The sequence below is a fragment of the Staphylococcus sp. HMSC13A10 genome (assembly GCF_001808005.1).
Lineage (GTDB): Bacteria > Bacillota > Bacilli > Staphylococcales > Staphylococcaceae > Staphylococcus > Staphylococcus pasteuri.
On record NZ_KV791842.1, the window covers coordinates 18252 to 32715 of the forward strand.

11 protein-coding genes and 1 pseudogene are annotated in these 14464 nt (G+C 31.2%); 9 read left to right on the forward strand and 3 right to left on the reverse strand.

Annotated features, from left to right (window positions below; translation table 11 throughout):
• Positions 1 to 207: 207 nt before the first annotated feature.
• Positions 208 to 1446 (reverse strand): ArgE/DapE family deacylase, encoded by a 1239-nt coding sequence (locus tag HMPREF3125_RS02390; protein ID WP_070451680.1) that lies wholly within the window; start codon positions 1444 to 1446, stop codon positions 208 to 210.
• A gap of 149 nt (positions 1447 to 1595) precedes the next feature.
• Entirely contained in the window at positions 1596 to 2708 is a 1113-nt protein-coding gene (locus tag HMPREF3125_RS02395) for an amidohydrolase family protein (protein WP_070451682.1), read from the reverse strand.
• Between the two features lie 217 nt (positions 2709 to 2925).
• Here HMPREF3125_RS02395 and HMPREF3125_RS02400 point away from each other — a divergent pair, with 217 nt between their 5' ends.
• The 4 genes and pseudogenes from HMPREF3125_RS02400 to HMPREF3125_RS02415 all read left to right on the forward strand — a co-directional run bounded on the left by HMPREF3125_RS02400 (position 2926) and on the right by HMPREF3125_RS02415 (position 7954).
• On the forward strand, positions 2926 to 3522 hold the full coding sequence (locus tag HMPREF3125_RS02400) for a TetR/AcrR family transcriptional regulator (RefSeq protein ID WP_017637806.1): 597 nt from the start codon (positions 2926 to 2928) through the stop codon (positions 3520 to 3522).
• A 283-nt stretch (positions 3523 to 3805) separates the two neighbouring features.
• A pseudogene (locus HMPREF3125_RS02405) lies at positions 3806 to 4507 on the forward strand (ABC transporter ATP-binding protein).
• Between the two features lie 11 nt (positions 4508 to 4518).
• Positions 4519 to 7137, forward strand: coding sequence for an ABC transporter permease (locus HMPREF3125_RS02410; RefSeq protein WP_070451684.1), 2619 nt, complete (start codon positions 4519 to 4521; stop codon positions 7135 to 7137).
• 172 nt (positions 7138 to 7309) lie between these two features.
• Positions 7310 to 7954: an FMN-dependent NADH-azoreductase gene (locus tag HMPREF3125_RS02415; RefSeq protein WP_017637809.1), complete on the forward strand. Its 645-nt coding sequence runs from the start codon at positions 7310 to 7312 to the stop codon at positions 7952 to 7954.
• A 110-nt stretch (positions 7955 to 8064) separates the two neighbouring features.
• Here the strand turns inward: HMPREF3125_RS02415 and HMPREF3125_RS02420 are convergent, their stop codons facing one another.
• Positions 8065 to 9435: a CitMHS family transporter gene (locus HMPREF3125_RS02420; RefSeq protein ID WP_017637810.1), complete on the reverse strand. Its 1371-nt coding sequence runs from the start codon at positions 9433 to 9435 to the stop codon at positions 8065 to 8067.
• A gap of 220 nt (positions 9436 to 9655) precedes the next feature.
• Here HMPREF3125_RS02420 and HMPREF3125_RS02425 point away from each other — a divergent pair, with 220 nt between their 5' ends.
• The 5 genes from HMPREF3125_RS02425 (at position 9656) to icaC (ending at position 14405) form a co-directional block, all read left to right on the forward strand.
• The gene (locus tag HMPREF3125_RS02425) at positions 9656 to 10684 is read left to right on the forward strand and encodes a family 20 glycosylhydrolase (protein ID WP_070451686.1); all 1029 of its coding nucleotides are present in this window, start codon (positions 9656 to 9658) and stop codon (positions 10682 to 10684) included.
• A 288-nt stretch (positions 10685 to 10972) separates the two neighbouring features.
• Entirely contained in the window at positions 10973 to 12196 is a 1224-nt protein-coding gene (gene icaA, locus HMPREF3125_RS02430; RefSeq protein ID WP_070451688.1) for a poly-beta-1,6 N-acetyl-D-glucosamine synthase IcaA, read from the forward strand.
• Positions 12166 to 12492, forward strand: a complete 327-nt coding sequence (icaD, locus tag HMPREF3125_RS02435; protein ID WP_046467279.1) for an intracellular adhesion protein IcaD — start codon at positions 12166 to 12168, stop codon at positions 12490 to 12492. Before icaA ends, icaD begins: the two co-directional genes overlap by 31 nt.
• Entirely contained in the window at positions 12476 to 13354 is an 879-nt protein-coding gene (icaB, locus tag HMPREF3125_RS02440; RefSeq protein WP_029056682.1) for an intercellular adhesin biosynthesis polysaccharide N-deacetylase, read from the forward strand. Before icaD ends, icaB begins: the two co-directional genes overlap by 17 nt.
• Positions 13338 to 14405 carry a polysaccharide intercellular adhesin biosynthesis/export protein IcaC gene (icaC, locus tag HMPREF3125_RS02445; protein WP_029056681.1) on the forward strand — a complete coding sequence of 356 codons (1068 nt, stop codon included), beginning with the start codon at positions 13338 to 13340 and terminating at the stop codon, positions 14403 to 14405. The genes icaB and icaC overlap by 17 nt, the downstream gene beginning before the upstream one ends.
• Positions 14406 to 14464: the final 59 nt, after the last annotated feature.

The window sequence follows — 14464 nt, forward strand, 5'->3', positions numbered from 1 at the left end:
TGCCACTCTTATCATCATAACTTTAATCATCAATTTAATTTCTCTTTTTAAATATGGGCAACGCTTTGCTCTTATCATATTAATAATACTGAACGCAGTCTTACTTCTTATATATTCTGCGCCATTACTATTAGTTTAAATTAAAATGGAGTTAGCCTACGAAGACATATATTATGTTTCCATAGGCTAACTCCATATACTAAGAAACTAATCCTCATTTAAATAAGTCGTTAATAATTCAATATAGTACTCAACAAATTGATGATATGTTTCTTTATTGACGTGCTCATTGATTTGATGGGGTACAGTTCCAGGTCCAAACATTAAGAATGGAAAATGTTCATCTTTATCTCGAAGTAAATTAGAGGCATCAGTCACGCCTACAGTTGGAGTCGCAACGACCTCACGATTAAAGATAGTCTTTGCAACTTGTTGACCTAACGCTATTAAGCGATTCTCACCTGTTGTAAGCACTGGATTTAAATCTAAATATATATCCTCTTCAAGTTGTCCACCTTCACCATTAATTTGATTGATATGTTTGTCGAATAGTGCTTTTACTTTATCATTATCAAATTCTGGAACAGTTCGGATATTAAAATCAGTTGTGGCCTTATCTGGTATCGAATTCACTTGATTACCACCATGAATCATTGTGTGATTAATAACTAAACCTTTGACTACTTGTGCTAGTTGCTGTTCGTCTATAGGGCCGTTTATTCTTTCCTTAACGCCTTCTATAAAATGAGAAAAATCTAACTGCTTATAATTTAATTCTTGTTGAAGTTTTTCATAATCATCATCAATATTACGCACAAAGTCTAATAAAGGTTTAATCGCATTTTTACCTACAATTGGCACAGAACTATGTGCTGCTTGTCCTCTAGACACAATTTGATAATCCATTGAACCTTTATGTGCATAGACAATACCTGACTCAGATGGTTCAGCAATGATAAGCGCATCTACGTCGTCCATATAGCCTGCTTTGTATAATTGTTCGGAACCAAGCTGTTGCATTTCTTCCCCAGCTGTCGCCATTAACTTAATTGTACCTTTTTCCAATAAACCACGTTCATGAATATCTATCATTGCAATAACTAATGCAGCTAGCCCTGCTTTCATATCCGATGTCCCACGACCATATAAGAAGCCATCTTGTTCAGTTAATTCAAATGGTGGGTATGTCCAATCGCCATAATCACCTTCCGATACTACGTCCATGTGACCAGAAATGCCTACAACAGGATGACCATCACCAATTGACGCAATTAAATTGGCACGATGATGATGTCCTTTAATTTCATCAATTTCTGCCTTGATACCGTGCTTTTGTAGTAATGATTGTAAATATTTTGCTACTTCAATTTCATTATCATTTACGGTTTTAATCTCTATCATATCTTTTAATATTTGTAATTGCTCATCTTTTGAAAATACACTCATGTTAAATACTCCTTTAATACTGTTGTTCCATTAGGATCATTTAATAACATTACCCATATCCTAACTTGCAAAAATTTAATCTTTGGCAACAGATTCATGGTATCTATCAAAGTGTAGTCAATCAAACAATTCATATTGAAATATAGCTATTAACCTTTAACATCTTTCAATTGATAGCTTTTATTTTTTAATAATGCATTACTATTGTCATTAAAAATCTGATGTTGCTCATTTTTTTCAAAATAATTAGACGCTCCAATATCTTGTTCCATTTTAGCAATCCAATCGTTAGGTGCATAATGTGCATCTGAGCCAAAAACGATATGAGATGTATCAGTAACTTCTTTCAAACTCGCAAATGTAGAGTTACCTGTTGAAAGTGCTGTATCATAATAAAATCGACGAATATAATTGTCTGCCGAATATTGTAATTGTGACATTCGCTTCAAACTATGAAGATATGTTTTGAACATTTTTCCATAGCGAATAGGATGTTTAGCAACTTCTCCAATCATCTTTGTCTTACTTCCCGTTAAATACGGCTTCAGACGTTCTTTCGGATTCACCATGATATAACTTAATGTTTCAAGTGTTTGGTTAATTCGCCATTCTAAATACGGCAACGTACCTCCAGCATGCGCCAAAATAAATTTAATATTTGGATAACGATCCAACGTACCACTCAATATTAAGTTAGTCGCTGCTCGCGTAGTATTAAAGGTAAATTCTTCTATAAAATCCGCTACAACATATTGAGGTTTTTTCACTTTATCTGAAGCCGAACTAGGGTGCACAAACACCACGCCATGACGATCATTAATTGCTTTCATCACAGGTTCAAATATATCGTCACCTAAATATTGATCTCCATAATTAGATAACAATCCAATACCGTCTAATTTCAATTCATCTAGAGCATAAACTACTTCATTGATTGACTGTTTAATATATGGCATCGGGAGTAAAGCAAAGCTTTTAAAACATTCTGGGTAGTCTTTCTTTAATTGTGCTTGATATTCATTTACTTCTCTAGCTACTTTAGAAGCTTGCTTCTTATTAAACGGTAATGTAGCAGGCTCTGAAATTGAAGTTACACCTATATCTATATTTAATTCATTCATCATATTAAGACTGTCCTCAGTCTTCCAATCCTTAATAGGATAGCCACCAGCAGTTGTTACACCTATCTTACGTAATGCGTCTTTATATACTTTAGGAATAATGTGATGGTGAATATCTATTATTTGTAAATTCTCTTTCATAATCAAACACTCACTTTCTACTATTGAAATCAATTGCAATATTATTTAAGTTATCTTATATTTTAATAGACAATACGTCTATTAAATAACTTAACAAATTTCCATAATGAATACTCGCAGAAACTTCTCGAATTATAGGTTTAATGTACATATCAATGATATATGTTGATTATCTTTAACATAATAGAGTATTTATGCAATAAAGGATGAAGCAGAAATGGACAAAAGACAAATTCGTACTAACCAATATTTAAAAAAGGGACTTACTCAATTATTAAATCAAGTAAGTTATTCTAATATCACGATTAAACAATTAGCTGACGCTGCTAATATCAATCGCAGTACTTTTTATTTACATTATAAGAGCAAGGACGATTTCTTAAACTCTGTAATTGAGGAAACGATTGATGAGCTTACCGATTATGTAAAACAATCTTCAGTCAATGATGATGCTATATTTAATACTGAATTTAAAGTGTCTTTCACACGGTTATTAGAATATATTGAACTTAATTTTGAGTTTGTAAAAGTACTCATTACAAATATGAATACAACCTATTTTCGCGCATTACTAGTAGAAAAGGTTCGTGAAAATATTTATTATCCATTATTGGAAAAAAACAACGTTGAAATGAACTTCCAAAAAGATATTATATTGAATCATACAATATATGGTGATTTAGGAGTTATTGAAAGTTGGTTTAACAGCGAGAATTATTATAGCTCTCATTATATTGCGGAGGTACTTTTCGATGTTTCTAGCCATTCTCCCATATCACTATTAGGTATTGAATCTGAATTTGAAAATCAATAACCTAACATCAACCTATATCATATTCAAATTCGCACTCTAAAGATTAGTTATTTGTCTAATTTTTAGAGTGCTTTTTAGTTAGCTTAGTTTTAAATCAACACATATTTATCTATTATTTTAATATTGATAGACGATAATATACATACTGTCTATTAAGTCGAATTTTTATATAACGAAACCAAGATTTTCTAATCAAAATATGCTATTTTAACTAATAGACACACTGTCTATTATAAACAAACCAATTATTATTAATATTCAACTATATGGAAAGAGGGATCATATGGCGTATATAAAATTAGAAAATTATTCAAAAATATTTGGAACTGGAGATCAAAAGGTCTATGCAAATAACGATATTTCATTTGAATTGGAAAAAGGTCAACTTATGGTCATTGTGGGTTCATCTGGTGCAGGTAAATCAACATTATTAAATACATTAGGTGGTATGGATTCAGCTACAGAAGGAAAAGTCATCATTAATGGTACGGATATTGCTCAATTTTCCGAAAAAGAATTAACTACTTATCGACGAAAATCAGTTGGCTTTGTCTTCCAATTTTATAATCTCATCCCTAACCTAACGACTTTAGAAAATTTAGAACTTGCATCTGAATTATCATCAGAAGCATTAGACCCTAAAGAAACGCTAAAAAAAGTTGGTTTAGAAAAAAGAATAGGTAACTTCCCTTCCTAACTATCTGGTGGTGAGCAACAACGTGCTTCTATTGCCCGTGCCGTTGCGAAAAACCCAGACTTACTCTTATGTGACGAACCAACAGGCGCATTAGATTACAAAACTGGTAAAAAGATTTTACAAGTTCTGCAAGATTTAAGTCATGAAAATAATAAAACTGTCATCATCGTGACGCATAACGCAGCATTAAAAGATATGGCCGACCATGTAATTGAAATATTCGACGGAAAAATTAAAGAAGACTACATCAATGATCATCCTAAACCAATATCAGAAATTGAATATTAAGGAGGATATACATGAGTAAATTAAATAAAACGATATTACGTGAATTTAAGTCATCATTTCCTCGCTTCATTTCAATTACTATTTTGTTAGCTTTAGGTGCTTTTATATTAATTGGCTTAAAAGTAACTGGCGATGATATGCGACTAACTGGAGATCAATATTTTAAAGATCATCATATGGCTCACGCACAAGTAACAAGTCCTATTGGATTTTCAAAAGATGATAAACAACATATTAATAATATGGATCATGTGGCTAAGACAGAATATAGCATTTCGAAAGATGCTCGTATTGCAAATTCAAATAAAGCTATTCGATTAAACGAAAACACATCAAAATTATCTACCTACAAAGTTAAAAAAGGTCGTTTGCCAAAAGCTTCTAATGAAATTGCTTTAAATGCGCAAGATACTTCAAAATATAAAATTGGACAAACAATCGATTTTACAAATAATAAAGGTAAAAAAGATATTTCTGGACTTAAACATCATCAATACAAAGTTGTTGGTTTCGTAACCTCAAGTGATTACATGCAAAAACAAAATTTAGGCGTAACCAATGTCGGTAAGGGACAAATCGATACATTCGGCGTACTAGCAAAATCTGGATTCAACACTTCTAAACCTAATGTAGCCAAATTAACTTATAATAACGCTCACGGTAACAGCTACTCAGACCGATTTGAAAAACAAATTAATAGTAATGCTTCAAATAATGCTGATGATTTAGAAAAATGGTCTGACAAACAACGTTCAGATATGAAAGATGATAAACAAGCAGAACTTAATAAAGCGAAAAAAGCGTTAGATAAACAAAAAGATTCAGTTAATGAAAATAAAACTATGCTACAACAAACTGGCAAACTAAAAGACGCTCAACAAGATATAGCTAAATCTGAAACACAACTCAAAAACAAAGAGAACGACATTAAAAAATTAGATGATATTAACTACGAAATTCAACCACGTAGTGATTACAATCAAGGCTATAGTCAGTTTGGTGAATCAGCTAAACGTATTGATATTTTATCTAACACATTCCCTATCATCTTCTTTGCAGTAGCAATTTTAGTTACATTTATAACAATGTCTAGAATGGCTGAAGAAAAAAGAATGAATATGGGTGTAATGCGTGCTCTTGGCTATACAAAATTTGACGCTATGAAACTGTTCTTAATTTATGGCACAAGTGCTGCAGTTATAGGTACTGCCCTAGGTAGTTTCTTCGGTACATGGTATTTACCTGAAAAAATTTATCAAGCTTATGCTGCTAACTTGATTGTACCTGAAATCCAAACACCTACTCATTGGTTGTGGATTGGTATTAGTCTATTAGTCGCATTACTTTGTACAGTTGTACCTTCAGTATATATTGCTTGGAAAGCATTAAAAGAACAACCTAAATATTTATTATTACCAAAACCACCAAAAGCCGGTTCAAAAATATTATTAGAACGTCTACCATTTATTTGGAATAAATTGTCATTCAATCATAAAGTGACTGCTCGTAACCTTTTCAGATACAAAGGTCGTATGTTTATGACAATACTCGGCGTGTTTGGCTGTACATCACTGTTAATTACTGGTTTCGGTATGCGAGATTCATTAAATGGTATTATCCATAACCAATATCAAAATATTATTCACTACGATATTATTAGTGTTTATAATACGCATGCGTCACAACAAGACAAAGATAAATATAATGACAAAATTAATGATTTAGACTCAGTTAAACAAAAAGATGATGTCTACTATCAATCGGTTACTACTAAACCTAAAAACGTTATAGATAATCAACAAATTTCTATGATTGTTCCTAAAAACTCTGATAACTTTAAGGATTATATGACCTTACGTGACGCCGATTCAGATAAGAAAATAAAATTAAGCAATAATGGTGTTGTTATTTCTGAAAAATTAGCTAAACTTGGCCACTACAAAAAAGGTGATACTCTAACAATTAAAGATGATACTAATGCTAAACATAAAGTCAAAATTGATGGTATCGCTCAAATGTATGCTGGACATTACATGGTGATGAACAAACAATATTACGAAAAAGCATTTGATAAAGATATCGATTATAATGCTAAAATTTTAAATTTAAAAGATAGATCCGCTTCAAATATTAATAAAGTTTCAAGTGAATTAAATGAACAAGATGCGAGCCAAACAGCCGTGCAATCCAACCAAGCTAAAACAGCCATCAATACAATTTTAGACGGTCTTGATAATATCGTCTTAATCATTGTCGTTGCATCATCTGCGTTGTCATTCGTTGTACTCTTCACATTAACGAATATTAATGTATCTGAACGTACACGAGAACTCGCCACACTTCGAGTATTAGGCTTTTATAAAAAAGAAACAGTGATGTATATTTACCGAGAAACAATACTTCTCACTATCATCGGTATTTTAACTGGATTTATCGGTGGCACTTATTTACATCACTTTATTATGGATACATTGCCACCTAACAATGCTATGGCTGACTTAACGTTATATTGGACAAACTTTACATTCTCTACGCTATTAACGTTAGTATTTGCATTTATTGTAATGCTGATTATGGCTAGAAAAATAAGTAGAATTGATATGCTCAATGCGTTAAACTCAGCAGATTAAAGTAAATATATGTATATATTCCTGTAATTAAGGGACATGCAACTCATGAGCGAAGCGTTCTAGAGTTGCGTGTCCCTACTTTAATATTTGTTAATTTAAAACTATATAATAGTATTTTCAAATTTATATGTATATACTATGAATATTACATTTAAAGGAGCAAATAAAATTAATGAAGACATTACTTATTAATGCGCATCCGTATTTTAATAATGATGCGACTTATACTGCTAAATTGAAAAATTTATTTTTAGAAAAGTTTAATACTGCATTTCCAGAAGGTGAAATTGAAGAATTAAATTTATATGATATTGCACTACCTCGTTTAGAGAGTGATCAATTATTACATGTGTGGTCTAAATTAGGTTCAGGAGAAGAATTATCAGCTGAAGAAAGCCAAATCGCTGAGATGTCTTCATTTTTACTAAACCAATTTAAAGAACATCATCGTATTGTTATTTTGACACCTTTACACAACTTCAATATCACGTCTAGATTAAAAGATTATATCGACAATATTATGGTGGCAAGAGAAACATTTAAATATACTGAAGATGGTTCTGTTGGGCTGATGACAGATGACTACAAAGCATTATTACTACAAGCGAGTGGTGGCGTTTATACGAATGATGATCGTTACACACCTCTTGAATTCTCATACCATTATTTAAGAGAAATGTTCAAAGAAATTATGGGCTTTGACGAATTTTACGTAGCTCGTGCGGAAGGTACATCAGTGCTACCAGAAGATGAAATTATGAAAGGCGCTAAAGAAGACTTAGACCAAGTATTCGATGCGTTTTATACAAAAGGATAATATCAAATAAAGAAACCCGTAATAGAACGATTTAATCGCTCTGTTACGGGTATTTATTTTGTCTTTATATTAAATAATGATATTTAGACTACCTCAAGACTGCCCAAACATTAAAATGCCACTGTACCTACCAACATTGCAATTAATAATAATACGATTGCGAAGCCCCATACCCAGAAGAACGCATATTTGATATATGTTCCCATATTAGCTTCAGCTAATCCAAGTGCAAGCCATAATGCTGGTGCAAATGGGCTCACAAATGTACCAATAATATTACCGATGACCATTGAGTATGCAGTAGATACTTGAGATACGCCAAATTCTGCTGCAGTTTGTTTCACAATTGGTAATAACGCAAAGTAATAAGCGTCTGTACTTGTTAATAAATCAAGTGGCACACCTAATAATCCTACAATAATGTGGATATAAGGGCCTACAGGTTGTGGAATGATCTTAATTAAATCTGTTGCGATTGATTTCAACATTCCTGTATGGTCTAACACACCTAAAAACATACCGGCACCGACGATAACTACTGCCATCATTAATGCGTTAGGTGCATGTGCTTTGACGCGGTCCATTTGTTCATCGACACTCTTATAGTTAATAATTAAAGCTAATGCGACACCTATCATAAATGCAAATTCTGGTGGTGCTATATTTGAAAGCATAATGACCATAACTAAAATCGTTAACAGTGTATTAATCCAAATGATAGACCCATGCTCTTTTGCGCGACCTCTAACTGGGAATTTTATCTCTTGATCGTGTTCATAATGTCTCACCAATTTATGTATATCTATGTCTTGTGTTTGTTCAAGCTCTCCATTAGCGATACCTTTTTGAATGCGTCGTTTCTCTCTAAATCCTAAATAAACAGCTAGTATCATGACTAATACAAAGCCAATAATTTGTATAGGTATCAAACCGTACCATAATTCATTAACACTTTTAGCCTTTAACACTGTTGCTACACGAGCCATTGGTCCGCCCCACGGCACCATATTCATAATGGCTGCACTCAGTGCTAATAATAAGATAAGTAAGTAACGACTCATATTCAATGCTTTATAAAGTGGTAATAACGCTGGAATACATAGTAAAAATGTAACCGCTCCTGCACCATCTAATTGCGCAATTGTACCAAGCAATGCTGTCATAATACATACAATAATCACATTACCTCGTGTCATTAATAACAATCTTTTAACGACGGGCTTAAATAAACCACTATCTGTCATAATGCCAAAGAAAATAATCGCGAAAATAAACATAATGACGACATTCATGACTTGTGCCAAACCTTTGTCAAAGAACGTCACTAAATCATGAACGTTATAGCCTAGTATAAGTGCTCCAAGACACGGAATTAGTGTCATCCCCACGAATGGACTAATCTTTTTGGCAATTAATAAACCAACAATTGAAATAATAATGAGTAGACCCATTATCGTTAACCACATATGATCCCCTTGCATGACTAACATCCCCTTTGAAATTATTAAATTTTAAAACCCCTAAATATTTAAGTAGAAAAAATTTTCCGAAAATTTATTTATTACAAATATTTTAACATAAATGATTAATCGAGGAATATATGGGTATTTAAATATATTATTATTTTTAACTTAACTACGCTATTTCATTTTAAATAGTATCTTGTACAATAAAAAACTTTCTAATTAAAAGGGATTAATCATGTTAAAGAAATTTATTTTATGCCTAGTAATCTTTTTAGCGATATTCACTATATTTTTCCAAAAGAAACTAGATAAATCAGAAATAGAAAAAGGCATTACGTTAGATATTGCACGTAAACACTATACAGAACATAGTATTAAGCAAATTATCAAACATCTTAGCAAACATCATGGTACATACTTACAGTTACATTTTTCTGATAATGAAAACTACAGTATCTATTCAAAAATGTTAAAGCAGACATCCAACAAAACGAATTCATACTTTTTAACTAAAAAAGAACTCAAATCTATTATTAAATATGCGAACAAAAGGAATGTGCAAATTATTCCAGAAATAGATTTACCTTCTCACTCAAAATCCATTCTTACTTTATTAAGAAAACATCATCCTGATACATATCAAAAAGTCGTATCGCAAGATGATTCAAGTACGATTGATTTTATAGATAACAAAGATTCATTGAAATTCTCTAAAGATTTAATTTCAGAAATTAGCGATTTATTTAAACAGCCGAAGTATAAAAATGAACAGAAAATGGTCATTGGTGGCGATGAAGTTCCCGGTAGTGGTGCGAACCAACAACAATTCGTAAAATACATCAATCAAATTTCTAACTATGCTAATTCCAATAACTATGAAACTAAAATATGGAACGATTCCATAACTAAAGAAGGTCTGAAACAGTTAGATCAAGCCATTATCATTATGTATTGGCAACAGAAAAATCAAAGTAGCCTAACACCACGAGACTTTTTCAATTACAACCATCAAGTTGAAAACTTTAATAGTCAGTCCTTATATCTATTTCCTAGAGATGAAAAATCAACTTCAACATCTAAAAATATTGATTTAATATCTGACACAAAAATAACGTCATTTAATACGTACCATAATCATCAAAAGAACTATTACGATACAAACCTAAACGGTGTGACGATGAGTTTTTGGGGAGAGTTTGCTTCTTCTCTAAGTCAAAATGATCTCATCAAGTACATCATTAAATACATTAAAATATTTTTCTAATATTAAGCTATTGTTAACACAACATTTTTTGTCCATTGATTTATTGCTAAGTTTTTCCTTTTTGACAGTAAACTAAAACTGTCTAAAGCGTTTTTTCACCCATAAACTCTTTTTACCAACTAAAACTTCTTAAGCATAAAATTTTTAACTCTATTATTAATAATAGAGTTATTTTTGTTTAATAATAATTATACCAATTATAACTTTTTTATATATTAAAAAAGTGTTGCAACTCCTAGAAAACTGCATTATCATCAGTTCATGTTAAAAATTCCTAGGGGGAGAAACATGAACTTATTAAATTTCTTAATACTTTATCCGTTATTTATGTCTGTATTTTGGATAGTAGGAACGATTATTTATATGTTCTTTTCTGAGCTATGGCTTACTCAAAAACCGACTAAAGCCATAGGAGAAGAAGGTATATCATTTTTAGTTCCTTGCTTTAACGAAGAAGAAACAATTAAAGATACAATTGAAAATCTATTGTCATTAGAATTTCCAAACAAACAAATCATTGTCATCAATGATGGAAGTTCAGATAATTCTGCACAGATTATTTATAAGCTTCAAGAAACAATGGATTTCACATTTGTCGATCTTAAAGTCAATCAAGGGAAAGCCAATGCTCTAAACAAAGGTGTTGATTATGCCGAGTATGATTACGTTATGGGCATAGACGCAGACACGCTTATCGATAATTGCGCACCTTACTTTATGATTCAACACTTCCAAGACAATCCTAAATTAGCAGCAGTTACTGGTAATCCAAGAATAAGAAATAAAAAATCTATACTTGGTAAAATCCAAACTATTGAATATGCAAGTATGGTAGGAAGTATCAAACGTGCACAATCTTTAACAGGAAAAATTAATACAATCTCTGGTGTATTTACACTATTTAGAAAATCTGCAGTTATACAGGTTGGAAAATGGGATATCGATATGATTACTGAAGATATTGCCATCTCATGGAAATTCCATCTAGCAGGATTTCAAATTAAATATGAACCTAGAGCACTTTGTAGAATGCTTGTACCCGAAACTGTGGGAGGCCTATGGAAACAACGATTAAGATGGGCACAAGGCGGACAAGAAGTTTTAATTCGTGACTTTAAAGCCGGGTTAAAATCAATGAATCCAGCCATATATTTACTCGTATTCGAACAAATCTTTTCGCTTATTTGGGTTTACTGCGTTGTCTCTATTTTAATCATTCAAATTATAAATGCTAACTTCTTAGACTACCACTTCTTAAATTATAAATTTTCACTCATCATTTTATCGGCCTTATTACTAACATTTATCAATACAGTTCAATTCACAGTTTCACTTATTGCAGATAGTAAATACGAAAAAATTAATATTTTCACTATTTTCTATTTAAGCTGGTATTCAGCTATATATTGGTTGCTTAACGCTTCCGTCGCTATTATTGCCTTTCCAAAAGCACTTACTAGAAAGAAAGGAGAGTTTGCCACATGGACAAGCCCAGACAGAGGAAAAAGCTAAGTACATATTTTTGTTTACATTGTATAAGAGAAGTCATTACTTTTGCATTAAGTATTATATTTTGGGTCTATTTCGCTATAGCCTGCATTCTAATTATTGGCTCACTTTTCAATTTAAGTCATGAATTAGTTTTAATTATAAGAACGTTACTGAACATTGAACAAGACACTATGTTCGAAACTTTCAATTTATTATTAAAATTCATCATTTTTGATGCTATTGTATTCTCATTATTCTTATTAATTAGAAAAAGAATATATAAAAAAGAAGGTATTAATCATGGGAAAGTGTTCTAAACTTATTGCCACCCTATTATTCACGTCATTATTTTTCTTGATGATTTTTTATGACAATACTTCATTCGCTAAAGAAAAGAAAAACCCGTTAAATAGTAAACATCATGAAAACAGCGCTTTAGCATTAAATTACCATCGTGTCCGTGATGGTAATTGGTTTGAAGATACATTATTCACCATTTCAAGTAGTAAAGAAATTAATGATTATAGTGTGACTAAAAAAGAATTTAATAAACAAATTAAGTGGTTGAAAGATCATGATGCACACTTTTTAACAGAAAAGGAATTTCAACATTATAAGAGTAAAGGTAAGTTCCCTGCGCGTAGTGTATGGATCAACTTCGATGATATCGACATGTCCGTTTATGACAGTGCTTATCCGATATTAAAGAAATATAATGTACCAGCAACAGGATTTGTGATTACCGGCCATGTCGGAGAAGACGATTTCCACAATCTTAACCTCATTAACCTAAGTAAATTAAAAGAAATGCAGAAATCAAAGATTTGGACATTCAGTTCTCATACACATAACCTTCACTCATTAACCAAAGACAACAAGTCAATTATTACAAAAAAAAGTGGAAAACAAATTAAAAATGATATAAGTAAAAGTAACCATTATATTAACAAAAACTTTGATAAGACTAATAATTCTTTAGCCTTTCCATATGGAGAACCAAGTAAGAAAAATATAAAAATATTGAAATCTGAAAATATTAAATATGCTTATACATTAGCAGACCGCTCAGTCTATCCAGATGATGATAATTATGCTATTCCACGTGTTTTAGTAAACGAAGATTCCTTTAATAAATTAATTAAAAAATGGGATGGTTTTAAAGATGGCAAGTCAAAATAAAAAGAAAAAAGAACTCATCTACCTTAGAGCATTTCTCTGCGTTATTATTATCGTCACACATATATTAACGCAATATATGCGCGGTATAGATGGTGATGATACAGCGCAACTTAAAGTCATTTATTATGCTCAAAATATATTTATCTTTGGCACACCGTGTTTCATCGTGTTGTCTCAATTACTGACAACGTTAAATTATTCTTCATTAAAATTGAATTATTTAACATCACGTTTTAAATACATCATTATGCCCTATTTATTAGTAGGTTGTTTCTATTGTTATAGTGAATCCAGAAAATTAGGAGATCCTTTCTGGCACCAATTCTACCAAAATGTCGTATTAGGATATTGGTATGGTTATTTTATTATCGTTATAGTTCAGTACTTCATATTAAGCTATATCATCTATAAAATATCACCTAAAATATTCAATAGTAAAATTCTATTAATAGGATCATTCATTGTTCAATTTGTATTTTTGCGTTTACTACATACAAATCATGCATTCGAAACACAATTACATCACATATATCCATTAAGTGATAATACATTTATTTTAGGGTGGATCTTTTTCTTCTTCCTAGGTGGTTATATCGGCTATAACTACAATAGAATTATGAAGTTTGTTTATGAATTTCCGTTTATTATACTAACTTTATCTGTAGTGTCTTATTTAATTTTTGTGTTTGCATTTGGTAAACATGATTATTGGAATGTAACAAGTTATACTGAAACATTAATGCTATATCATACATTTATGTTTTTACTATTACTTAGTATATTTATTCATTTCAATACGCTTATGTATGGCGTCACGAATTTAGTTAATTCATTTTCATTTTTCATATATCTATTACACCCGATCATTTTAGAATATCTATATGAATATACGTCTATTTTCATCAATACAAGTATTATCTTTATAGTAATATCATTAGTGTGTACTTTAGGTATGTGTGTGGGTGTCGGTATTATTCTCCGAGAGTTTGCTCTATGTCGTTTCGTAATTGGTAAACAACCATATAAACTGAATGTGAATTTAAAAGACTAAAACTTTATACGAATTTATTGCCATTTGTGGTCTGTAAACAACTTACAGATTACAAATGG